The following is a 23035-nucleotide window of genomic DNA, read 5'->3' as shown; positions in this document are numbered from 1 at the left end:
TGCGTCAACGCCCCTGATTGTCCTGGCGCGCGCGCCAGATATTGTAGATCATCCAGATCGCCCACAGGAACCCCCCGAGAGCCATCAGATCGAACAGCGCAAGCACGCGCTGGCTTAGCCCCAGTTTAGCACCGATGAACGTCGCTGCCACCCACAGGATCGCGGTTCCCGCGATGACAAGCGCGGCGCGCCGTCCCGCCTGCGCCTGGTCTGCGCCCTTCACGGCCCCGGCGCCTTAGTTCGCATCGCCGCGCGCCAAAGTCACGGCCTGCCGCACCCATTGATCACGGCTGGCGCGGCCCTTGAACCCGGCCAGATTACGGTCAACCCAGTCAATTTCCGCCTCGGTCCAATTGGCGATCTGGTCGAAATGGTAGAACCCCATATCGTGCAGCATCGTCTCCAACTTGGGGCCGACGCCCTTGATCCGCTTCAGATCATCGGCGCCGCCTGCGCGCGGCGCGTCCAATGTGGCCGGCTTTTCCAGATCCTCGGGCGCCGTAACGATCGTATCCTGTGCCACCGGACGCGCGGCCTCACTGGCGATAGGATGCGCCTCCGGCGCTGGCTGTACCGCCGGGGTCTCGGCCTCGCGCGGCGCGGCGACGGACGCATCCGGCATCGGCGCTGGCGGATCCCCCGCAACCAGGCTGGACGGTGTGCTGGTTGCGGTCAACGGGCGGCTGGCCCGGTCGCCGGTGCAAATCACCTGCGGCAGCACGAAGCCCAGCACAAGAAAAGCTACGACTCCCAGCAGCCCACCCCACAGAAAGGACCATCCAGCGGCTGCAATCAGCACGATCGACAGCAGCAGGCCCAGACTGACAGAAACGTACCAGCAGGTGCTGGCGCATTTCTTGGCAGATGTGTTGATCGTCATCGTCATCTCCCCCTCGGTTCAAGGCACGCGCGAACAGGATTATTCGTAAACGTCGCCCTTCTTGACACGCTTGGCAAACTCCGTGTCGCCGCCAGATGCCAGAATGCCAGCCTGACGGATCCATTCATCGCGCGTTGCGCGCCCCTTGAACCCATCGAGGTTCTGGTCAACCCAAGCCACCTCGCCTGGCGACCACGCAGCAATCTGATCGAAGTGGTAAAATCCCATGTCGTTCAGTAGTTTCTCCAGCTTGGGACCGACACCCTTGATCATTTTCAGATCGTCCGCCCCATCGGCGCGCGGCGCTGTCATGGTCTGCGGCTTCTGGCCTGCCTCGGCTGTAGTCTCTGCAGCAGCGCCCGGCAGCGGCGTCTTGCCCTCGGCTGCGGGCCCCTCTGGCGCACTCTTGCTGGCAGCTTTATCCCCCGCTTTCGGCGTGCCGGCAGTTTCGCCCGCGACCTGAGGTGCCTTGGACGACGCCCGCGACGTTTTGGCAACGCTGGCCGAATCCTTTGGACCCGGTTTGCCTGCGGGCGTGGCGGTATTGTCCTGCTTTGGCTTGGCCTTGGATTTGGCGGCATCGCCCTGCGCGGCCTTGGCCGGGTCAATGCGGCCCGTTTCGGTCACGATATCCAGCGGCGCATCGCGCACGACGACCTTTGATGGTTCGGGGTGATGACCTGCGCCCTTGTCGCGCCACGGGGCCAGCAGCGGCACTTCGGTGCCGTCGATCCGCTTGACCGTCTCCCCCAGATCCGACGCCAACTGCGCCGAGGCGTTGTATTTTCGCTGCCCGCTGTCGAATTCCTTCAGGCTGGTCAACCCCGATTTCGGCTCGGACGCGAACCGCCCGTTCTGGGGCCCCGGTGTGGGCACGCGGCCTGCCGCCAGTTCGTCAATGATTTCGCGCAGGCGGTCCGCCGTCAGATCCTCGTAGTAATCCTTGCCGATCATCGCCATCGGTGCGTTGGCACAGGCGCCCTGACATTCCACCTCTTCCCAGCTGAACTTGCCATCGGCGCTGACAGTGTGGGGCTTATCGGCGATCTTTTCCCGGCACACGGCCATCAGATCCTCGGCGCCGCAGATCATGCAAGACGTGGTGCCGCAGATCTGAATCATCGCCACGCTACCCGTCGGCTGCAACTGGAACTGAAAATAGAACGACGCCACTTCCAGCGCGCGCATATAGGCCATGCCCAGCATGTCGGCGATGCCTTCGATTGCGGGACGGGTCAGCCAGCCTTCCTGCTCGTGGGCGCGCCACATCAGCGGAATGATCGCCGACGCCTGACGGCCCTCGGGAAATTTGGCAATCTGCGCCTCGGCCCATGCCTGATTGGCCGGGGTGAAGGCAAAGGATGCGGGCTGGTCGGGGTGCAGGCGGCGTAACATGGCAGATCCTATTGAGTAAGCACGCAGATGACAGGGATATTCGGCACGGCAGTATCCGGCGCATCGCCCCGGATTTCCGCCAGAAGCGTCGCCTGACGCGTCGCCTGTGCATCACTGCTATCAGCGAGGAAACACAGATACAGCATATCTGCTTTGGTCAATCCGTAGAGGGCGCCCCCGGCCCCGGAGACCGCAAAAGGCGTGAACCCATCGGCCACCAGGTCCGAGGAATGCCTGAAATCACTGCTGCCCACGTCCAGCGCGGACGCGGCAACCGGCATCAGGATCGCAAGAAGGGCGGCAAGGCGCATCATCTGTCGATCTCCCCGAACACGACATCCATCGTGCCGATGATCGCGGCGATATCGGCCAGTTGATGGCCGCCCGCGACATAGTCCATCGCCTGCAAATGCAGATATCCCGGCGCGCGTATCTTGGCGCGGTAGGGTTTGTTGGTGCCATCGCTGACAAGATAGACGCCGAATTCGCCCTTGGGCGCCTCGACCGCGACGTAAATCTCGCCCTCGGGGACGTGGAAACCCTCGGTATAGAGTTTGAAGTGATGGATCAGCGCCTCCATCGACGTTTTCATGTCGCTGCGCTTGGGTGGGGTGATCTTGCCACGGGCAAGGATATCGCCCTGCCCCTCGGGGGCGCGCAGCTTCTCGATGGCCTGATGGATGATATGGGTCGACTGGCGCATCTCTTCCATGCGGACGAGGTAGCGGTCATAGCAATCGCCATTCGTGCCAACAGGGATCTGGAATTCGAATTCGTCATAGCATTCATAGGGCTGGGCGCGGCGCAAATCCCATGCCATGCCGCTACCGCGCACCATGACACCCGAGAATCCCCAATCCAGCGCGTCCTGTTCGCTGACCTTGCCGATATCGACGTTGCGCTGCTTGAAAATGCGGTTTTCGGTCAGAAGGCCATCAAGATCGTTCATGAAGGCCGGAAATGCCTTGGCCCAGGTCTCGATATCGTCCAGCAGGTCGCTGGGCAGATCCTGATGCACGCCGCCAGGCCGGAAATAGGCCGCGTGAAGGCGCGCACCACAGGCCCGCTCGTAGAAAATCATCAGCTTCTCGCGCTCTTCGAACCCCCAGACCGGCGGAGTCAGCGCACCGACGTCCATCGCCTGCGTCGTGACGTTCATCAGATGGTTCAGGATACGGCCAATTTCGCAATACAGCACACGGATCAGGCTGGCGCGGCGCGGCACCTCGATGCCGGTCAGACGCTCGATGGCGAGGCACCAGGCATGTTCCTGATTCATCGGCGCGACGTAATCCAGCCGGTCGAAATAGGGCAGGTTTTGCAGATAGGTGCGCGATTCCATCAGCTTTTCAGTACCGCGATGCAGCAGGCCGATATGGGGATCGCACCGCTCGACAATCTCGCCGTCCAGTTCCAGCACCAGACGCAGAACGCCGTGCGCGGCAGGGTGTTGCGGGCCGAAGTTGATGTTGAAGTTGCGGATCTTCTGCTCGCCCGACTCGTAGTCGCGCGTTCCGTCGTCATAGGTATTACTGCGGATATCGCCGTCCATCACTTCGCCCCCTCTTTCTTGTCGCCGCTCTTCTCATCACCGGGCAGGATGTATTCGGCCCCCTCCCATGGCGACATGAAATCGAACTGGCGGTATTCCTGCACCAGCGAAACCGGCTCATAAACCACGCGCTTTTGCGCTTCGTCATAGCGCACTTCGGTATAGCCGGAGGTCGGGAAATCCTTGCGCAGCGGATGGCCGCGGAAACCGTAATCCGTCAGGATGCGGCGCAGGTCGGGATGGCCGGAGAACAGCAGGCCGAACATGTCGAACACCTCACGCTCGAACCAGTTGGCCGAGCGGTGGATTTCGGTGATCGACGGCACCATGTCGTCGGCGCGCGCCGCGACGCGCAGGCGGATGCGTTGGTTCTGGTACATGCTGAGGAAATGATAGACCACGTCGAACCGCTTGGCCCGCTCGGGGTAGTCGACGGCCGTGATGTCGACCAGCGTCGAGAACCGGCAGGTGCTGTCGGTTTTCAGAAACTCCACCAGCCCCCTGATGCTGCTGAGCGCCACGTCGACCGTCAGTTCGCCATTGGCGACAGACCAGCCCAGCACGCAATCCGCGCGCTTCATCTCGATATGCGAGCCCAGTTCCTTGAGCGCTTCGGTCATCTCTTTCCCCTTGCAATCAGCGATGCACCCGCCCTAGCGGGTGATCGTTCCGGTGCGGCGGATCTTGCGTTGCAGTTGCAGGATACCATACAGCAGCGCCTCGGCGGTCGGCGGGCAGCCCGGCACATAGATATCGACCGGCACGATCCGGTCACAGCCGCGCACCACGGAATAGCTGTAGTGATAATAGCCGCCGCCATTGGCGCAACTGCCCATCGAGATGACATAGCGCGGCTCGGGCATCTGGTCATAGACCTTGCGCAGGGCCGGGGCCATCTTGTTGGTCAGCGTGCCGGCAACGATCATCACATCCGACTGGCGCGGGCTGGCACGCGGCGCGATACCAAACCGCTCGGCGTCATAGCGCGGCATCGAGGTGTGCATCATCTCAACCGCACAACAGGCAAGGCCGAAGGTCATCCAGTGCAAACTGCCGGTGCGCGCCCAGTTGATGATATCCGAGGACGCGGTCAGCAAGAACCCCTTGTCCTGCAATTCGCGGTTCAGGTCCTGCGTGGCGACCTCGCGGTCGGCGCCCGCATGGTTCGGTGACGCGGCTACTCCCATTCCAAGGCTCCTTTTTTCCACTCATAGGCAAAGCCGATGGTCAGCACGCCCAGAAAGAACATCATCGACCAGAAGGCCGTCATGCTGATGTCCTGGAACGCCACTGCCCACGGGAACAGCATGGCAATTTCGAGATCGAAGATGATGAACAGGATCGCCACAAGGTAAAACCGTACGTCGAATTTCATCCGCGCATCATCGAACGCGTTAAAGCCGCACTCATACGCGCTGACCTTTTCGGGGTCGGGATCGCGCCCCTTGAGGATCAGCGACGCCAGGATCAGCACGACGCCAAGGCCGATGGCGATGGCCAGAAAGACCAGGATGGGAAGGTATTCCCTCAACATCTCTTCCAAGAGCGGCTCCTTTTCTGCCTGGGTGCAGCGCACCGGTGACAGGCGCGGGCAGGCAAGTGGCAAAGTTGACTGCTGATGTATCTATCTCTGCCCTTGGGTGGGGTCAACCTGCGCCGGGCGAAAACGCGGGCCGCAACGCCGCTGCCCAGCCCTTGCCAGACAGCGCGCAGTCCCCGCTCCTACCCCGCCGGTGACGTATAGAAATCGCGTTCAAACATACGGCTGGACCCTTCGGCGGGGAGCGCATCCAGATAGCTTTGCCGCTCGGTGATCCGCTCGAACCACGCGGCCAGTTCGGGATAGCCGTCCAGCGTGGCGAAATGGCGCGCCATATAGATCGCCTGGCCCACGCAGATATCGGCGGCGGAGTAGCCGCCGGTCAGCAGATAGTCGCGATTCTCAACCGGGGTGCTCAGGCGCGCCTCGATCGCGTCATAGCATTGCCTCAGACGCGCGCTCTCGATGCGCATCACAGCGGCGCTTTGATCGCGGGGGGGCAGCACAACGTGCTGCTGGGTCAGGGCCGCGACATGCTGCGTCACCGTCTCGGCGAAATGCACCCAGACCAGCCATGCCATCCGGTCCATCGCGCCGGGCAGCCGTCCGATGCCGCGCTCGGGGAACCGCTCGCACAGATATTCCACCATGGCGCCGCTTTCGAACATGCGCTCGCCCTCAATCTCCAGCGCCGGCACGCGCCCGGCGGGGGATCGGGTCAGAAATTCCTCGGTGCCGAGCGATCCGTCGAAGGGCATTTCGACCAGACGGTGTTCCACCTCCAGCTCGTTCAGCAGCCACAACACCCGCATAGAGCGGCTTTGCGGCACGTGATAGAGCGTAATCATGGGTCTCTCCCGTCATTGTAATTTCCGTGCGGCGCAAAGGGTACGACGCGACGCGCCCGGCGATAACCCATGAAGGTTGAACCGGGTTTATCGCTGATAGGCTGATTTCATCCCGCCCTCACGTAGGTCGCCGCCGCATGCGGGCTGCACGCAGCTTGGTGATTGTGGCATTTTAGCCACAAAAAAGCGGCTAAACCCGTCCTGAACAGCGATTTGATTCACGTCAAAGTGGACCACCGCAACGCCGCTTATCCGGGGCGTGAACCTGGAAGGAATAAGTGACATGACCATCTACACCAAAGCCCTCGCCGCCGCCACCGCTGCTGCCATCATCGCGGCCGCCGCCCCGGCCCTTGCCCAGTCCAAGGGCGACATGACCATCGGTATCGGCGTGCATAACGTCAATCCTCAGGGCAGCTCGAACACGGCGGCCGGTTCGATCAGCGTGGGCACCAGCACCCGCCCGACCCTGACCTTCGAGTATTTCGTCGCGGACAAGATCGGCATCGAAGTACTGGGCGCCTGGCCGTTCGAGCACAATATCAAGCTGGCCGGTGCCGGCACCGTCGGCAAGACCAAGCACCTGCCCCCGGTCATTTCCATCCAGTACCACTTCGTCAACCAGAGCAAGATCACGCCCTTCATCGGCCTTGGCGTCAACTACACGACATTTTTCGATGACGTGGGCACCGGCGCGCTGGCGGGCGTGCCTCTCAGCCTCGGCGACAGCTGGGGCCTGGCCGCCCATGCGGGTGTCGACCTCAAGATCTCGGACGCGGGATCGCTGCGCTTTGACATGCGCTATATCGATATCGGCACCGACGTGAAGGTCGGCGGCGCCAACATTGGCAAGGTCGACATTGATCCGCTGGTCGTCGGCATGGCCTATGTCCACCGCTTCTGATAGCGCGTAGCCTTGCCAAACAGGGGCCGTCCGGCAACGGGCGGCCCTTTTTGATGGGCCGATCACGCGGGTGTGCGCCCTTGATCAATCGCCATGTGGCGCATGCGCAGGCACTTGCCCCACATCCCGCACGGCGCCGAAATGGTCGATGAAATACTCCTGCCCGCCCCGCCCGGGCGCCGCGCAGGTGATGACCAGCCACAGCCCCTCTGATACAGCAGGGCGCGCGGTGCAATCGGTCGGGCGCGCAGTGCCGCCGGTCTCGGCCACATAGCGCGCGGCGATCTGCACGATTACATCCGTTTCCGCCCCGCGAACCGCCTTGCGGCCCAGCGACAGGCCAATGACCGCGCTTGCGGCGATCAGCGCGATGACCGGAACAAAGAACATCCATCGCGGCATTGCCCTGCCCCTTTGCGGACCATTGTTACGGCCCCGCCATACGGGCCTTGCGCCATCTCTAACCTGCGCCGGCCTCTCCGGCGGGAACCGCCCGGCCCGCAGCGTCGTTAAGCTGGTGAAACGCTAAACAGACATGAGGACCGACATGACCGACACAGATCTCAAAGGTACTTTCTGGGACCGCATGGAAAACGTCAACGTGGGCATGCTGTCCGCCCAAGGCACCGATCCGCGCCCAATGGCCCACCACGCACGCCGCGATGATGGCGCGCTGTGGTTCCTGACCGCCCACGACACCGACATCGGCAAGGACGCGGCGGCAGGCAAAACCGCGCGCTATCAGATCGTCAGCGGTGACGCGAAACTGTACGCCGTGATTGACGGCGCGCTCAGCATCGAAACCGACCGCGCCAAGCTGGAGGAAATCTGGTCGCCCATGGACGCCGCATGGTTCGAGGACGGCAAGGAAGACCCTAATGTGCGTCTGGTACGCTTCAGCCCCGCAAAGGGCGAGGTATGGGCCACTGACAGCACCGCCAAAGCGCTATACGACTTGGCGACGTCGGCCATGAGCGGTGGCACGGCCAATCCCGGCAGCCACGGTAAGATCACGTTCTGATGGGGCGCCCTGAAATGTGCGCCATGGGGGCCGCCGTGCTGGCGGCTCTCCTCGCGTTGCCCGCCACTGCCCAAGAGGTGGGCGAAATCGGCGTCGACTGGGCCGGAAATGATATCGTGATCGAGGCGATCGCCGATCCCGACGTGACCGGTGTGACCTGCCATCTTGCCTATTTCAGGCGTGGCCTGATTGACCGTCTGGCAAATGGCAACTGGTTCGAGGACCCCTCCAACAGCGCGCTGGAATGCCAGCAAACCGGCCCGATCAGGATCGGCGACATTGATCGCTCGAAATCGGGCGAGGATGTATTTCGTGCCGGACGCTCGATCATTCTGAAGTCGCTGCGCGTCAAGCGGATTTATGACGAAGCGAACCAGACGCTGATCTACGTCGCCCACGCACGCGAATTGACCCAAGGCTCGGCCAAGGTGGCAATTTCGACCGTGCCGCTGCGGGACGCCGTCACCGAATGACCTGGGCGACGCCTGCCTGCCACACCGCCCCCACCTCGGCGCGGATGATGCGCGCGATCAGCGCGCAATCGTCCAGGCTGAAGGTCAGCGGCAGGCGCATATCGACAACGGCGCGCAGCACCCGGTCGCTAGGCGGCAGCGGCGCGCTGGGGGCGTAGTGCCAGCTGTCATAGCGGCTGGTATACCCCTCGGGCTCGGCACCGCCGAACCACTTTAACTGCACACCGCGCGCGGCGCAGCGCGCCAGAACTGCGCCCACGGCATTGTCCGGCCAGTCCAGCAGCAGGAACTGGATGGAGGAGCCGACAAACATTTCTTCCGCAGGCCGCGTGATCACCGTCAGGCCGGGCGTGCCACGCAGCCCCTGCTCTACCGCGCGGTAGCGGTCCGTCCAAGCGGCGCATTGCGCGTCCAGCCGCGCCAACTGCGGGCGCAGGATGGCGGCGCGCAGGTTGTCCATGCGGCCTGACACGTTCGGCATATCATATTTGACCCGCGCAAATGCGCCGTCAGGTGGCACCGTTCCGTGCTTGTCGTACAGCATGTACGACCCCGAAAGCATGGTTGCCCGCGCCATCACCTCGTCATCGTCGGTGACCAGCAATCCGCCCTCGCCCGCGTTCAGATGCTTGTAGGTCTGCACCGAATAGCAGCCCACCAGCCCGTCACGCCCCGACACGCGCCCGCGCCACGCGGCGCCCATCGTGTGTGCGCAATCCTCGATCACGGTCACGCCCGCCGCATCGCAGATCTCCATCAGCCGGTCCATGTCCGCCAGATGGCCGCGCATGTGGCTGAGCATCAAAACCTGCGCCTGATCCACCTTGGCCGCCAGATCATCCAGATCGATGGTCAGCCCCTCGGTCACACCGACAAATACCGGCACGGCGCCCACCCCGGCGATGGCTCCGGGCACCGGGGCCAGGGTAAAGGCATTGGTCAGCACCTTGTCGCCTGGCCTCACGCCTACTGCGCGCAAGGCCGCGCCCATCGCATAGCCGCCGGACGCCACGGCCAGCGCATATTTCGCACCGGTATAGGCGGCAAACTCGCGCTCCAGCGCGGCGACCTCACCGATCTCGTCGCCGCTGGTGTTGTAGCGATGCAGCCGCCCTGACCGCATGACGGCGACCGCTGCTGCAATCGCATCCTCGGGGATCGGCTCCTGCTGGGTGAAATTCCCAGCGAAGACCTCGGCCGCGCCGCTCATATCAGCAGGCGCTGCGCGGCGGCGGGCAGATCGGCGAAATCATCCAGCAGCGCGTCCGGTTCCAACCCCGCCATGTCAGCGCCGTTTGGCCCGAAGGTGACCAGCACCGATGGCACACCGGCAGCGCGGGCCGTCGTGTGATCGGTGATCGTGTCGCCCACCAGCAGGCAGCGCGCCGGATCGCCGCCCGCGCGGCGCGCGGCCTCGCGGAGCGGTTCGGGGTCAGGTTTGCGCACGGCCAGCGTGTCGGCGCCGATCAATGCGCCGAAAAGGTCCAGTGCGCCCATCCGCGTCAGCAGCAGCCGCGCCAGATACTCGGGCTTGTTGGTGCAGATCGCCACTTTAAAATCCGCGCTTTTCAGCGCTTCTATCGCAGCCAATGCGCCGGGGTAGAATACAGTGTGGGTGTCGATCTCGGCCTCGTAAGCGTCCAGGAGAATGGGGAAGTATTGGTCCAGCACCGCCGGATCGGGCACGCGGCCCATCCGTGCCAGTCCCAGCGTCAGCATGGCGCGCGCGCCCCGCAGTGCGGTTCCGGCATCGGTCTGCGCGCTCAGCAGATCGCCTGCGCCCATCTGGCGAAAACACGCGTTTGCCGCAGCGATCAGATCGCCGCTGGTATCGGCCAGTGTTCCATCAAGATCGAAAACGATGCTGCGCATCTGCGCCCTCCGGTATTTCGGCCACAGCGAAGTTCCGCCCGGCCCTGTCACAATCGGCAACCTAGTTTGATCGCCCTCTCCCTTGCACCTACCTGCCCAGCAGATAAAACGGTCGTTAGCCGGATACAAAGGAAATCTTGTATATGACCCTCGCCCTGATCGTCCTCGCCGCTGGCAAGGGTACGCGCATGAATTCTGACCTGCCCAAGGTGCTGCACCCGATCGCGGGCGCGCCCATGCTGGTCCATGCCTTGCGCGCAGGTGCCACGCTGGAGCCTGCGCAGATTTGCGTCGTCACCGGCCATGGCGCAGACGCGGTCGAAGCTGCGGCGCTGGACTATGACCCTGACATCAAAACCGCCCGTCAGGACGCGCAATTGGGCACCGCCCATGCTGTCGCGCAGGCACGCGCCGCGCTCGCCGGGCATGACGGCGACGCTATCGTGCTATATGGCGACACACCCTTTATCCAACCGGAAACGCTGGAACGCATGATCGAGGCACGATCCAGCGCAGACGTGGTTGTTCTGGGCTTTGATGCCGCCGATCCGGGTCGCTACGGGCGGCTGGTAATGGACGGCGAGGCCCTGGAGAGGATCGTTGAATTCAAGGATGCAGCACCTGAGGAACGCGCCATAACATTCTGTAATTCAGGCGTTATCGCAGCAGACAGCGCAACCTTGCTTGATCTGATCGACGCTGTCGACAATGACAACGCGGCAGGCGAATACTACCTGACGGATATCGTCGGCATTGCCCGTGCCCGCGGTCTGTCAGCAACCGCCATCGCCTGCGGCGAGACCGAGACACTGGGCGTCAATTCCCGCGCCGAACTGGCCGCCGCCGAGGTGCTGTTTCAGGACCGCGCGCGCGCCATGGCCTTCGAGGGCGGCGTCACCTTCTACGCACCGGGTAGCGTCTATTTCGCCTATGACACCGTCCTCGGCCGCGATGCGCTGATCGAGCAGAACGTCGTCTTCGGGCCCGGCGTTACCGTCGAAAGTGGCGCGCATATCCGCGCGTTTAGCCACCTTGAGGGGTGCCACGTCGCGCGCGGCGCTGTCGTCGGCCCCTATGCCCGCCTGCGCCCCGGCGCCGAATTGGCCGAGGATGTGCGTGTGGGCAATTTCGTCGAGATCAAGAACGCCGTTCTGGACACTGGCGCCAAGGTCAATCACCTCACCTATGTCGGCGATGCCGATCTGGGCGCGGGCTGCAATGTCGGCGCCGGGACCGTGACCTGCAACTATGACGGGGTGCGCAAACACCGCACGCGGATCGGCGCAGGTGCGTTCATCGGATCCGGCACCATGCTGGTCGCCCCGGTCGCTGTGGGCGCGGAGGCGATGACCGCCTCCGGCTCGGTCATCACGCAGGACGTGCCGGATGGTGCGCTGGCACTGGCACGCGCCCGGCAGCTCACAAAACCGGGCCTTGCAAGAAAACTGATGGACATGTTCAGATCGTCCAAAGAAAAACATAATCAAGGGACAGGCTGATGTGCGGTATCGTCGGGATTCTGGGCACGCACGAAGTCGCCCCCATGCTGGTCGAAGCATTGAAACGGCTGGAGTATCGCGGCTATGACAGCGCCGGCATTGCCACGGTCAACGACGGTGTGCTGGAGCGGCGCCGCGCGATCGGCAAACTGGTCAATCTTGGCGATTTGCTGGTGCGTGATCCGCTGGCAGGCAAGTCGGGCATCGGGCACACCCGCTGGGCCACGCACGGCGCCCCGAACCTGATCAACACGCACCCGCACCAGACGCGCCGCGTCGCCGTTGTGCATAACGGCATCATCGAAAATTACCGCGACCTGCGCGCTGATCTGGCCAAGGCCGGGATCAGCCACCAGACCGAGACGGATACAGAAACCGTCGCCCTTCTGGCGCAGCATTACATTGACGAGGGCGCCACCCCCGAGGTCGCCGTGCGCCGCACCGTCGCCCGGCTGGAGGGTGCCTATGCGCTGGCCTTCCTGTTCGAGGGCGAGTCCGATCTGATGATCGCGGCCCGCAAGGGCAGCCCGCTGGCCATCGGCCATGGTGACGGCGAGGTTTACATCGGGTCGGATGCCATCGCGCTTGCACCGATGACGAACCGCGTGACCTATCTGGAGGAAGGCGATTGCGCCGTGCTGACCCGCAGTTCGGTCAGGATAACCGACCCCGCCGGGCAGATCGTCACGCGAGAGGCGCGCACTATGCGCATAGACGCTGCGCGGATTGACAAGGCCGGGCACAAACACTTCATGTCCAAGGAAATCGCCGAGCAGCCGACGGTCATCAGTGAAACCATCGCAGCCTATGTCGCGAGCGATCGCAGCGACATCAACCTCCCCGGCAAGGGTATTGATTTTACGAAAATAAACCGTCTAGTAATGGCGTCCTGTGGGACCGCGTATTATGCCTGCCTGACCGCGAAATACTGGTTCGAACAACTGGCAGGCCTGCCGGTTGAGGTCGATTTTGCGTCGGAGTTCCGCTATCGCACCCCCCCTGTGACCGAAGGCACCGCCGCCCTGTTCGTCAGCCAGTCTGGCGAGACCGCCGACACCCTCGCCGCGCTGCGCTACTGCGTCGGCAAGGCGCAGTCGATCCTGTCCGTGACTAACGTGCCCGAAAGCTCGATCGCGCGCGAAAGCGATCTGAACATGCCGATCTTTGCCGGCGCCGAAATCGGCGTCGCATCGACCAAAGCATTCACCTGCCAGCTGACCGTACTTCTGCTGCTGGCGCTAAAAGCAGCGCACGCGCGCGGTCGGCTCAGCGACGAGGCGTTCAAGGCCAAGCTGACGGCCATGCGCGGCCTGCCAGCCATCCTGAACCGGGCCATGAGCGTCGAAGAACACGTGCGCAGCATATCCCAGCGCCTTGCCGAATCGCGCGACGCGCTGTTCCTGGGTCGTGGCCGGATGTTCCCCATCGCGTTAGAGGGTGCGCTGAAATTAAAGGAAATCAGCTATATACACGCCGAAGCTTATGCTTCAGGCGAATTAAAGCACGGCCCTATCGCGCTGATCGACGAAAAGATGCCGGTGGTGGTGATAGCCCCCCGTGATGCGCTGTTCGACAAGACTGTGTCGAATATGCAAGAGGTGATGGCGCGCGGCGGCAAGGTGGTTCTGATCACCGACCAGGCGGGCGCAGCGGCGGCATCGGACGGGGTCTGGCAGACCATCGTTATGCCTGATGTGGATTTTGATCTGACACCGATCCTCTATGCGCTTCCCGTGCAGTTTCTGGCCTATCACACCGCCGTCACAAAGGGCACGGATGTGGACCAGCCCCGCAATCTTGCAAAATCCGTTACAGTGGAATAACTGTTAAATACCAGTGTGTTGAATAGCTATCTTGATAGAGGTTCTTACTTCAGAGAAAACACGCGCAGTTCCGGCAATCCGGCCAGCGGTGCCTCCAGCACGCGCAGCGCGGCCAGTGACATGCGGCTGCCTGCGCCCGAATCCCCGGGGATCGGGATCAGGTCGACCTTCACCGACTTGCCATTCGCCGGATAGACCGCGCGGCCCGGTCCCGGCGCGCGCACCAGCGGCGTTTTCAGCCAGAATCCCGGCTCGCCTGCCGCGCCCAGAGTGGCGATGGTCAGACCCAGATCGGTGCCGCCTGCCGCCGGCGCGACAGCGGCGGCCTTGTCCGCGGCGGTGGAGGTATCAAACTCATCGACCGTGCGGGCCGTCTTGGGCGGTTTGACCGATGCGATCATGCTGGGCGAGGCGCCCGGGGCGGGTGCGGATGTATCTGCCTTGGGCGCGGCGTTCTGCCGCGGCGACAGCCAATCCGGCATATTTGCACAGCCTGCGACCATAGACGCCGCCAAAATAAGGGTAAAATGTTTCATATAGCCAGCTTACGGCGACCAACCACCCCGTTCAATACCCCGGATACACACCATCTCCGCTAGCGGCGGATCACGGCCCGCCAGCACCCGAAACCCCTTGCCCCATGCGGCCCGGCACCTTACCTTTGCGGCATGACAAAGCCTCTTATAGATCCGTTTCATCGCGCCATCGATTATCTGCGTGTATCGGTCACCGACCGCTGCGATTTTCGCTGCGTCTACTGCATGTCCGAGAACATGACGTTCCTGCCCAAGAAGGAACTCCTCACGCTGGAAGAGCTGGACCGCATGTGCACCGCCTTCGTCGGCCTTGGCGTGCAAAAACTGCGCATCACAGGCGGCGAGCCTTTGGTGCGGCGCGGGATCATGACATTCTTTGATGCGATGACCCGGCATCTGGACAGCGGCGCCCTGCGCGAACTGACCCTGACCACCAACGGATCGCAACTGGAGCGCTTCGCCGATGATCTCTACGCTGCGGGTGTGCGGCGCGTGAACGTTTCGCTCGATACCGCGGACGAGGAAAAATTCGCCGCCATCACCCGCTGGGGCCGCCTGCCGCAGGTTCTGCGCGGCATCGACGCGGCGCAGCGCGCGGGCCTCAGGGTCAAGATCAACGCGGTGGCGTTGAAAGGGTTCAACGAGGACGAACTGATTTCAATCACCGAATGGTGCGCCAGCCGCGACATGGATCTGACTTGGATCGAGGTCATGCCGATGGGCGACATCGGCAACGAGGACCGGCTGGGCCAATACTGGCCGCTCAAGGACCTGCGCGCCCGGCTGGCCGAGCATTACACCGTCACCGATATCCCAGAACGCACCGGCGGCCCCGCCCGCTATGTCCGGCTGGAGGAGACTGGCCAGAAGATCGGATTCATCACGCCGCTAACACATAATTTCTGCGAAAGCTGCAACCGCGTGCGCCTGACCTGCACGGGCGAGCTGTACATGTGCCTCGGGCAGGAGGATATGGCCGATCTGCGCCCCCCCCTGCGCAATCACCCGCAGGACATCGCCCCCTTGCAGGATGCGATCCGCGCCGCAATCGCGCGCAAGCCGAAGGGCCATGATTTCGACTATTCGCGCCAGAGTGTGGACGGGCGCATGCCCCGCCACATGAGCCATACGGGCGGCTAGGCGCGTGACGCATGAGAGCGGTCGGCCGACGCGGGCCACGCCGCTTTTGCGGGTATACGCGGTCGCCTCGCGCGCGATGGCGCCACTGGCCTATCGCCGCGTCCGGCGCAAGCTGGCCGCGCATGGCACCGATCCGGCACGTATTCGCGAACGTCTGGGACACGCCACATTGCCGCGCCCCGACGGTCCTCTGCTGTGGCTGCATGCCGCCAGCGTCGGCGAAAGCCTGTCGGTGCTGCGCCTGATTGCGCAGTTGGGGCAGATGCACCCGGCGCTGAATTTTCTTCTGACCTCGGGCACAGCCACATCGGCGCAGATGCTGTCCACGCGGCTGCCACCACGCTGCCAGCACCAGTTTGCGCCTCTGGACAGCCCCAGTTGCGTAGGGCGGTTTCTGGATCATTGGCGCCCGGACGCGGGCGTGTTCGTTGAATCCGAAATGTGGCCGGGCATGCTGCGCAGTGCGGCGCGACGCGGCGTTCCGCTGGCGCTGTTGAATGCGCGCATCTCGGACCGGTCGGCACGCGGCTGGGCGCGGCTGGGCGGCACGGCGCGCTATCTGCTGAGCCTGTTCACCATGATCCACTGTCAGGACGCGCGCACCGCCAGACATCTGACGGCCCTCGGCGCGACCGACGCGCGCCACGGCGCCAACCTCAAGGCGATGGCGGGTCCGCTGCCTTGCGATGCCGCCGCGCTGGCAGATCTGCGCGCGCGCATCGGTAACCGCCCGGTCTGGACCACCGCCTCGACCCATCCGGGCGAAGAGGACGTGGCACTGAGCGCGCATCGCGCCCTGCTAACGACGCATCCCGGCGCGCTGATGATCCTCGTGCCGCGCCACCCGGACCGGGCAGACGGGATCGCGCAGATGATCAGGGAAACCGGCCTGACATATACGCGCCGCAGCGCGGGCGGCATGCCCGGCGCGCAGGATCAGGTCTACCTCGCCGATACGCTGGGCGAGCTGGGGCTGTGGTATGCGTTGGCGCCGGTGGCCTGCATCGCCGGCTCCTTCACTCCGGTCGGCGGGCACAACCCGTTCGAGGCTGCCCATGCCGGGGCGGCTGTGCTGCACGGCCCGCTTTATGCCAATTTCGCAGACGCCTACGCCCAGATGGACGCCGCAGGTGCCGCCCGGCAGGTGGCAGATGCGGACGACCTGGGGGCTACCCTGCGCGGCCTTTTCTCGGCGCCCGCAGATCTGCGCGCGATACAGGACTCGGCACGGCAGTTTGCCGCTACGCAGGATGATCAACTTGCGGCGCTGGCGACCACCCTTTGCGCGGCGCTGAAGCTGGGATAGACCACCGGTACGACCCTCAGCCGAAAGCCGCATTTTGACCGACCTCATCGTCACCAACTTCAATCCCAACTTCACCGGCGTTTCGGCCACAGCGGCGGGCGTCCTGCGCGCGCAGATGCCGCGCTATGATCTGGCGCTGGCAGGCCAGCCCCTGCCCGGCTGCCCCGCGCCGGTCAGCGTAGCAGAGGCGCGTGGCCTGTCGCGCCGCGCACCCGAGGGCCGCCCCTTTGTCATCTGGCATGTGCGGCGCAATACCGAAATGCGCGCGGCGCTCTGGGCGCGCGATGTGCTGCGCCTGCCGATCCGCATCGTCTTTACCTCCGCTGCGCAGCGGCGTCATTCGGCGCTGCCCCGCTGGCTGATCTCGCGCATGGATGCGGTGATCGCAACGACGGACCGTGCGGCCGATTTCGTGCCTCATGTCCGCGCCGTGGTGCCTCATGGTGTCGATTGCACGGCCTTTTCGCCCGCCATGGACCGCGCCGCAGCCTGGGGGGCAGTGGGGTATCCCGGCGCACGCGGCATCGCCACGATTGGACGCATCCGACCGGAAAAGGGCACCGACCGCTTTGTCGAGGCCATGCTGCGCCTGTTGCCGGGGCGCCCGGATGTGACCGCGCTGGTATTGGGGCGCGCGGGTCGCGGGGACACGGCGTTCCTGCAAGGGTTGAAGGTACAGATCGCAGATGCGGGCCTTCAGAATCGCATCCTCTTTCCCGGTGAGATCGCGCCCGGCGCCCTGCCCGCACTGGTGCGCAGCTTGTCAGCCGTCGTGCAGTTGCCGCGCTATGAAGGCTACGGCATGGCCCCGTTGGAGGGCATGGCCAGCGCCGTGCCCTTCGTCGCAACCGACGCGGGCTATTATCGACAGTTCAGCCAAGGCGGCATCTGCGGCGAAATCGTGAAGGACGCGGCAGAGGCTTCAGCGGCGCTTGCCGCGCTGCTGGACGATTCGGCCCGTCATGGCGCCATGGCCCGCGCTGCCCGCGCGGCAGCGACCACGCAATTCAGCGTCGAGGCCGAGGCGGACGGTATCGGCGCCGTCTACCATGCCCTGTGGGCGGCGCGCTAGGATCAGGCCGGCATGCGCCGCTCGATCAGTTCGGCCCACCAGCTGCACCCCGTGGGAATGATCGCATCGTCGAAATCGTATTCGGCGTTATGCACTGGCGCCGTGTCGCCGTTGCCCAGCAGGATATAGGCGCCAGGCCTTTCCTCCAGCATATAGGCGAAATCCTCACCGCCCATGACCAGCGGAGCCTCGACGCACGCGCCGCTGATCTCGCGCGCGACATCTGCGGCGAATTCGGTCTGATCCGCATGGTTGACCATCACCGGATAGTTGCGCTGATACTCCAGATCTATGATGCCCCCCATCGCCGCGCCCAGACTGGTGCAGATGGTGCGCAGCCGCGTTTCCGCCAAATCGCGCATTGCCGGTTCCAGCGTGCGAATCGTGCCCTTCAGCTGCACGCTGCCCGGAATGACATTCAACGCCTTGGACGAGGATTCGATGGACGTGACCGACACGACCAACTGCTCGGTCGGGTCGGCGTTGCGGCTGGAGATTGTTTGCATCATCGTGACCAGCTGCGCCGCCATGACGATGGGATCGACGCCCTCATGCGGCTTGGCCGCGTGGCCGCCGCGCCCCTGCACGGTGATTTCGAATTCATCGGTCGAGGCAAAGAAGGCACCGGGCCGGATGGCAAAGCTACCCGCCGGTTGTCCTGGCCAGTTGTGCAGGCCGTAGACTTCCTGAATGCCGAAGCGGTCCATCAAGCCGTCCTGACACATCACAAGACCGCCGGCACCGCCCTCTTCGGCGGGCTGAAAAATGACCACGGCAGTGCCATCGAAATTGCGCGTTTCGGCGATGTATTGCGCGGCACCCAGCAACATGGCGGTGTGCCCGTCATGGCCGCAGGCATGCATCGCACCCGGCACGGTGCTGGCATGGGGCGCGCCCGTCGCCTCGAGGATCGGCAGCGCGTCCATATCCGCGCGCAGCCCGATCACCTTGCCCGAGCCGGTGCGCCGCCCCTTGATCACCCCCACGACCCCCGTGCGCCCGATGCCTGTCACCACATCGTCACAGCCAAATTCACGCAGCTTTTCGGCGACCAGTGCGCTGGTGCGGTGCGTGTCGAACAACAGTTCGGGATGAGCGTGGATATCCCGGCGCCATGCCGTGATCGTGTCGTGAGTTTCGGCAAAACGGTTCTTGATGGGCATTGGGGTTCTCCTGAAGGCCGCCGCGCGAGGGTCCGCAGACCCAAGATGACCCCGACTGCGGCGCAGGTAAAGAGGCGTGGCAGCCGTGACTGAGGCGCGGGTGAGTCGTATCTCGAGATCACGTTACGTAAATTAGGTATAATTTTTGCGTATATTGACGGAATAGGCTGCCGCAGGTCTGGAAACATCTGACCGTTTTATGTCACTTCAACCACTGTACTCGTATTCTTGGTTACCGTCTTTCCGATCCTGCCCTGACCCACGCCGGAGGATGGCAATGCCAGCCAGAATGATCGCAGCGGCGCTATCGCTGTGCCTACCCTTGCCCGCCCTTGCAGGGGATGCGCCCGCTGGGCGCGGTGCGGACGGACTGCTGCGGCTTTATTATTGGCAGGCACCGTCGACGCTGAATCCCTACCTTTCGGGCGGTGTCAAGGACGTGGAGGCCGCCAGCCTCGTGCTGGAGCCGCTGGCCCGCCTCGACCCCGATGGCGAGATGATCCCATGGCTCGCGCGCGAAATCCCAACGCGGGAAAATGGCGGCATCGCACCCGACCTGCGCAGCATCACATGGCAGTTACGGTCCGGGCTGACATGGTCCGACGGCACCCCGGTCACCTCTGATGATGTCAAATTTACCATGGAATACTGCATGACCCCCGGCAGCGGCTGCGCCCAACAGGCCAAGTTCCGCGACGTGGCTGCCGTGGACACGCCCGACGCGCTGACCGCCGTACTGCAATTCGCCGTACCACGACCCCATCCCTACGGTCCCTTCGTCGGCCCGCAGACGCCTGTGATTCAGGCGGCGCAATTTGCGGATTGCCTGGGCGCCCGCGCCGCCGCCTGCACCGAGGCGAATTTTGCCCCCATCGGCACAGGCCCGTTCCGCGTGGTTAATTTCAGGCCCGGCGATGCCGCGCGTTTTGACGCGAATCCGGCATATCGCGCGCCGGATGCGCCCGCCTTCGGCGCGGTCCTCCTCAAGGGCGGGGGAAGCGCAATTGCAGCCGGGCGCGCGGTGCTGGAAACCGGCGAATTCGACTATGCCTGGAACCTGCAACTCAGCCCCGATGTGTTGAGCGCCATGGCCGCCAAGGACAATGGGCAGGTCGTCACTGCCTTCTCGACCCTGGTCGAGCGTATGGCGCTCAACCTGCCCGAACCGGCGCCGCGCGGATCCTCGACACGCGGCCCGAATCCGATACCGCATCCGGCGATGGCCGATATCGCGGTACGCCGCGCCCTATCCATGGCACTGGACCGCACCCTGATGACGCAAATCGGGTATGGCACCGCCGGCCGCGTCACCTGCAACATCGTACCCGGCCCGTCGGCCTACGCCTCGCGCGCCAATGACGGCTGCGCGGTGCAGGACATACCGGGCGCGAGGGCCCTACTGTCCGATGCGGGCTGGACAGACGACGACGGCGACGGGATACGCGCGCGGGACGGGCGGGAACTGCGTTTTACCTTTCAGACGTCGACAAACGCGGTGCGTCAGGATTTTCAGGTTCTGGCCAAGGAATGGTGGCGCCAGATCGGCATCGAAACCGACCTGCGCAACATCGACCCATCGGTCTTTTTCAGCACTGATACGGGCAATCAGGACACGCTTCAGAAATTCGGCGCACATGTCCAGATGTATGCCAGCGCGTCGGACGGCACCGACCCCGAGGCCTATCTGTCCGGCTGGGCTTGCGACGATATCCCGCATGCGCGGAACGGATGGCAGGGCCGCAATGTCGGCGGCTGGTGCGATCCTGCCTATGACACGCTGCTGGATCGGCTGTCAGTCACCGCCGGGCCGGACGATCGCGCGGCGCTGGCGCGCAGGCTGAACGACATGCTGGTGCAGAGCTACGCCGTCTTGCCGCTGGTCGATCGCGGCCGTGTGTCTGCCCATTCCAACACGCTGGAGGGCGTGCGCATGAACGCATGGGACAGCGAGCTGTGGAACATCGCGGACTGGCACAGGTCGCGCCCCTGACCGGCGCCACTTGACGCCGGGATCGGCGCAACGGACACTTGCCCCATATCACCGCCCCCCTCACCCTGCGGACAGCCAAGGCCATTTCATGCGATCCAACGCCCTTCGCCGTCTTGCCGTGGCCGTGCCGACGCTGTTGGTGATATCGGCGCTGATCTTTGCGCTTCTGGAACTCGCGCCGGGGGACCCGATGGCGCAGCTGCCCCACACCATCCCCGAAGAGGTGCGCGCCGATATGCGCGCAGCGCTGGGGCTGGACCGGAGCGCGCCTGTCCGCTACGCGCTCTGGCTGTGGCAGATGGTGGTGGTCGAGCCATCGGTTGCGCTGGATGCGGTGCTGGGCACGGATCTTGCTGCCGCGACGCCGCGCATCCTCAGTTGGCAAACCCGCGCGCCGGTAATGTCCCTGATCGCGCAGCGACTGCCCCAGACGCTGGTCGTGGTCGGGCTGGCCTATCTGATCGGCACGATGGCTGCGGTGGCACTGGGCGTCTGGTCTGCGGCGCGCCAAGGCACGGCGCTGGAGCGGGTCGGCACCGGGCTTGCAGCGATGGGCTATGGATTGCCGCCCTATTTCACCGCCGCGGTGCTAATCTACATCTTCGCCATTTGTCTGGGATGGATGCCGACGGTCTATGACACCACGCATCGCGTCACCGGGTGGGACAGCGCAGTCGTGCAGATCCGCCAGATGATCCTGCCCGTGGCCGTGCTGTCACTGCAAACCACGGCGCAGATCACCCGCTACACCCGCGCGGCGATGCTGGACGCGCTGGGTCAGGACTATATCCGCACCGCCCGCGCCAAGGGGCTGACCCAGCGGCGCATCCTTCTGGGCCACGCACTGCGCAACTCATGGACCTCAACGCTGACCGTCATCGCACTGGGCACACCCCAGATCTTTGCCGGCGCGATCATCACCGAGCAGATCTTTGGCGTGAACGGAATCGGCCAGCTCTTGATTCAATCGCTGCACGCGGGCGATCTGCCGGTGGTGCAGACCGTGACGATGATAATCGCAGTGCTGATCGTGCTGGCAAATCTGACGGCCGATCTGATCATCGCGCGCATCGACCCAAGGCCCCAACATGCATAGCGCGCTCAGGCCCGGGCCCGGCATACTGCTGCTGGGCGGCGCGGTGGCCTTCGTGCTGCTGGGGCCACTCCTTTGGCCCCTGCCGCCTGAGACCATGGACCTTTCCGCGCGCAATGCGCCTGCCAGCCTTGCGCATCCGCTGGGCACCGATCAGCTGGGCCGCGATCTGGCAGCGCGACTGCTGGCGGGCGGGCGCGTGTCGCTGGCCGTGGCGCTGATGGCCGCGATGGTCGGGACGGGGCTGGGGCTGGGTATCGGCATCGCGGCGGGTATGTCCCGGCGTCTTGACGGGCAATTGATGCGGCTGACCGATATCTTTTTGTGCCTGCCGCTCCTGCCCCTGCTGCTGATCGCGGCAACCCTTTTTCGCGCGCCCCTGACCGCAGCGCTTGGGGCGCAGGCTGGGATCTTCACGCTGATCACCCTGTCCATCGGTGCGACCAGCTGGATGGGAACCGCCCGCATCCTGCGCGCCGAAGTGCGCAGCGTGACGCAACGCGACTTCATCGCTGCCGCAAAGCTGTCCGGCTTGCACCCGATGCGGGTCGCCCTGCATCACATCCTGCCAAACATCGCCCCGTCGCTCAGCGTTTCCGCCGCGCTGGCCGCTGCCTCCGCGATCCTGATGGAAAGCGCGCTCAGCTTTCTGGGCCTCGGTTTTCCGCCTGACCTTCCCAGCTGGGGGCGGCTGATTTACGAGGGCACGCCCCACTTGGGCACCTATCCCGGTCGCGCCCTCTGGCCCGGCGCGATGATTGCAGCCACGGCGATCGGTGTCACCTGCCTTGGCGATGCGCTGCGCAACCTTGCCGCGCCACACTAGGCACACCTGTGCAATTCACGCGGCCATCCGGCTTTTTCTTGGTGAAAATACCCAAATCCTGCCACCTCATACAAACACAGACCGCACAGAGGCGCGCGCGCG

The 23035-nt window shown here is 64.2% G+C and carries 25 protein-coding genes; 11 read left to right on the top strand and 14 right to left on the bottom strand.

What is annotated here, in order from left to right:
• Positions 1 to 4: 4 nt before the first annotated feature.
• From FGD77_RS13305 to FGD77_RS13265, 9 genes are all read right to left on the bottom strand, one after another.
• Positions 5 to 223, bottom strand: a complete 219-nt coding sequence (locus FGD77_RS13305; protein ID WP_255010427.1) for a DUF5337 domain-containing protein — start codon at positions 221 to 223, stop codon at positions 5 to 7.
• A gap of 12 nt (positions 224 to 235) precedes the next feature.
• Positions 236 to 880, bottom strand: coding sequence for an NADH:ubiquinone oxidoreductase (locus tag FGD77_RS13300; protein WP_255010425.1), 645 nt, complete (start codon positions 878 to 880; stop codon positions 236 to 238).
• Positions 881 to 919: 39 nt separating this feature from the next.
• Positions 920 to 2275 (bottom strand): NADH-quinone oxidoreductase subunit E, encoded by a 1356-nt coding sequence (locus tag FGD77_RS13295; RefSeq protein WP_255010423.1) that lies wholly within the window; start codon positions 2273 to 2275, stop codon positions 920 to 922.
• An 8-nt stretch (positions 2276 to 2283) separates the two neighbouring features.
• A complete protein-coding gene (locus FGD77_RS13290; RefSeq protein ID WP_255010420.1) occupies positions 2284 to 2589 on the bottom strand; it encodes a hypothetical protein in 306 nt (101 codons plus the stop codon).
• Entirely contained in the window at positions 2586 to 3827 is a 1242-nt protein-coding gene (locus FGD77_RS13285; RefSeq protein ID WP_255010417.1) for an NADH-quinone oxidoreductase subunit D, read from the bottom strand. Before FGD77_RS13285 ends, FGD77_RS13290 begins: the two co-directional genes overlap by 4 nt.
• Positions 3827 to 4447 carry an NADH-quinone oxidoreductase subunit C gene (locus FGD77_RS13280; RefSeq protein ID WP_255010415.1) on the bottom strand — a complete coding sequence of 207 codons (621 nt, stop codon included), beginning with the start codon at positions 4445 to 4447 and terminating at the stop codon, positions 3827 to 3829. The genes FGD77_RS13285 and FGD77_RS13280 overlap by 1 nt, the downstream gene beginning before the upstream one ends.
• A 33-nt stretch (positions 4448 to 4480) precedes the next feature.
• The gene (locus FGD77_RS13275; protein WP_255010412.1) at positions 4481 to 5014 is read right to left on the bottom strand and encodes an NADH-quinone oxidoreductase subunit B family protein; all 534 of its coding nucleotides are present in this window, start codon (positions 5012 to 5014) and stop codon (positions 4481 to 4483) included.
• The gene (locus tag FGD77_RS13270) at positions 5005 to 5370 is read right to left on the bottom strand and encodes an NADH-quinone oxidoreductase subunit A (RefSeq protein ID WP_255010409.1); all 366 of its coding nucleotides are present in this window, start codon (positions 5368 to 5370) and stop codon (positions 5005 to 5007) included. The genes FGD77_RS13275 and FGD77_RS13270 overlap by 10 nt, the downstream gene beginning before the upstream one ends.
• Positions 5371 to 5549: 179 nt before the next feature.
• The gene (locus tag FGD77_RS13265; protein ID WP_255010407.1) at positions 5550 to 6215 is read right to left on the bottom strand and encodes a glutathione S-transferase family protein; all 666 of its coding nucleotides are present in this window, start codon (positions 6213 to 6215) and stop codon (positions 5550 to 5552) included.
• Positions 6216 to 6498: 283 nt separating this feature from the next.
• Between FGD77_RS13265 and FGD77_RS13260 the strand changes: the two genes are divergently transcribed.
• Positions 6499 to 7119, top strand: coding sequence for an OmpW family protein (locus FGD77_RS13260; protein ID WP_255010405.1), 621 nt, complete (start codon positions 6499 to 6501; stop codon positions 7117 to 7119).
• A gap of 84 nt (positions 7120 to 7203) precedes the next feature.
• On the opposite strand, the gene FGD77_RS13255 is transcribed toward FGD77_RS13260, so the two are convergent.
• Entirely contained in the window at positions 7204 to 7521 is a 318-nt protein-coding gene (locus FGD77_RS13255; protein WP_255010403.1) for a hypothetical protein, read from the bottom strand.
• Between the two features lie 145 nt (positions 7522 to 7666).
• Between FGD77_RS13255 and FGD77_RS13250 the strand changes: the two genes are divergently transcribed.
• Together FGD77_RS13250 and FGD77_RS13245 are read left to right on the top strand one after the other, a co-directional pair.
• Positions 7667 to 8140, top strand: coding sequence for a pyridoxamine 5'-phosphate oxidase family protein (locus tag FGD77_RS13250; protein WP_255010399.1), 474 nt, complete (start codon positions 7667 to 7669; stop codon positions 8138 to 8140).
• 23 nt (positions 8141 to 8163) lie between these two features.
• Complete coding sequence (locus FGD77_RS13245) at positions 8164 to 8613, top strand: CreA family protein (RefSeq protein WP_255014214.1); 450 nt, start codon at positions 8164 to 8166, stop codon at positions 8611 to 8613.
• Here the strand turns inward: FGD77_RS13245 and FGD77_RS13240 are convergent.
• Positions 8603 to 9823 carry a DegT/DnrJ/EryC1/StrS aminotransferase family protein gene (locus tag FGD77_RS13240; protein WP_255010396.1) on the bottom strand — a complete coding sequence of 407 codons (1221 nt, stop codon included), beginning with the start codon at positions 9821 to 9823 and terminating at the stop codon, positions 8603 to 8605. The two genes, FGD77_RS13245 and FGD77_RS13240, sit on opposite strands and share 11 nt — an antisense overlap.
• The gene (locus tag FGD77_RS13235) at positions 9820 to 10485 is read right to left on the bottom strand and encodes an HAD-IA family hydrolase (protein ID WP_255010393.1); all 666 of its coding nucleotides are present in this window, start codon (positions 10483 to 10485) and stop codon (positions 9820 to 9822) included. Before FGD77_RS13235 ends, FGD77_RS13240 begins: the two co-directional genes overlap by 4 nt.
• 143 nt (positions 10486 to 10628) lie before the next feature.
• Between FGD77_RS13235 and glmU the strand changes: the two genes are divergently transcribed.
• A complete protein-coding gene (glmU, locus tag FGD77_RS13230; RefSeq protein ID WP_255010389.1) occupies positions 10629 to 11984 on the top strand; it encodes a bifunctional UDP-N-acetylglucosamine diphosphorylase/glucosamine-1-phosphate N-acetyltransferase GlmU in 1356 nt (451 codons plus the stop codon).
• The gene (gene glmS / locus FGD77_RS13225) at positions 11984 to 13807 is read left to right on the top strand and encodes a glutamine--fructose-6-phosphate transaminase (isomerizing) (protein WP_255010387.1); all 1824 of its coding nucleotides are present in this window, start codon (positions 11984 to 11986) and stop codon (positions 13805 to 13807) included. The genes glmU and glmS overlap by 1 nt, the downstream gene beginning before the upstream one ends.
• Before the next feature lie 44 nt (positions 13808 to 13851).
• Here glmS and FGD77_RS13220 read toward each other — a convergent pair whose 3' ends face one another.
• Positions 13852 to 14343, bottom strand: coding sequence for a hypothetical protein (locus tag FGD77_RS13220; protein ID WP_255010385.1), 492 nt, complete (start codon positions 14341 to 14343; stop codon positions 13852 to 13854).
• Positions 14344 to 14475: 132 nt separating this feature from the next.
• Between FGD77_RS13220 and moaA the strand changes: the two genes are divergently transcribed.
• Genes moaA through FGD77_RS13205 form a run of 3 tightly spaced genes read left to right on the top strand, consistent with a single transcriptional unit; the run spans position 14476 to position 17861 of the window.
• Positions 14476 to 15483, top strand: coding sequence for a GTP 3',8-cyclase MoaA (moaA, locus tag FGD77_RS13215; RefSeq protein WP_255010384.1), 1008 nt, complete (start codon positions 14476 to 14478; stop codon positions 15481 to 15483).
• A 4-nt stretch (positions 15484 to 15487) separates the two neighbouring features.
• On the top strand, positions 15488 to 16789 hold the full coding sequence (locus FGD77_RS13210) for a 3-deoxy-D-manno-octulosonic acid transferase (protein ID WP_255010383.1): 1302 nt from the start codon (positions 15488 to 15490) through the stop codon (positions 16787 to 16789).
• Positions 16790 to 16823: 34 nt separating this feature from the next.
• Entirely contained in the window at positions 16824 to 17861 is a 1038-nt protein-coding gene (locus FGD77_RS13205) for a glycosyltransferase family 4 protein (protein WP_255010382.1), read from the top strand.
• Positions 17862 to 17863: 2 nt separating this feature from the next.
• Here the strand turns inward: FGD77_RS13205 and FGD77_RS13200 are convergent, their stop codons facing one another.
• Positions 17864 to 19024, bottom strand: a complete 1161-nt coding sequence (locus FGD77_RS13200; protein ID WP_255010380.1) for a M20 aminoacylase family protein — start codon at positions 19022 to 19024, stop codon at positions 17864 to 17866.
• A 271-nt stretch (positions 19025 to 19295) separates the two neighbouring features.
• Here FGD77_RS13200 and FGD77_RS13195 point away from each other — a divergent pair, with 271 nt between their 5' ends.
• The 3 genes from FGD77_RS13195 to FGD77_RS13185 all read left to right on the top strand — a co-directional run bounded on the left by FGD77_RS13195 (position 19296) and on the right by FGD77_RS13185 (position 22933).
• On the top strand, positions 19296 to 21014 hold the full coding sequence (locus tag FGD77_RS13195) for a peptide ABC transporter substrate-binding protein (protein WP_255010377.1): 1719 nt from the start codon (positions 19296 to 19298) through the stop codon (positions 21012 to 21014).
• A gap of 88 nt (positions 21015 to 21102) precedes the next feature.
• Complete coding sequence (locus tag FGD77_RS13190; RefSeq protein ID WP_255010375.1) at positions 21103 to 22110, top strand: ABC transporter permease; 1008 nt, start codon at positions 21103 to 21105, stop codon at positions 22108 to 22110.
• Positions 22103 to 22933, top strand: a complete 831-nt coding sequence (locus FGD77_RS13185) for an ABC transporter permease (protein WP_255010372.1) — start codon at positions 22103 to 22105, stop codon at positions 22931 to 22933. The genes FGD77_RS13190 and FGD77_RS13185 overlap by 8 nt, the downstream gene beginning before the upstream one ends.
• The last annotated feature ends 102 nt before the right edge of the window (positions 22934 to 23035 follow it).

Origin of the sequence: Roseovarius sp. M141 (assembly GCF_024355225.1) — a bacterium.
Taxonomy (GTDB): Bacteria; Pseudomonadota; Alphaproteobacteria; order Rhodobacterales; family Rhodobacteraceae; genus Roseovarius.
This window is presented reverse-complemented; position numbering and strand designations above follow the sequence as displayed.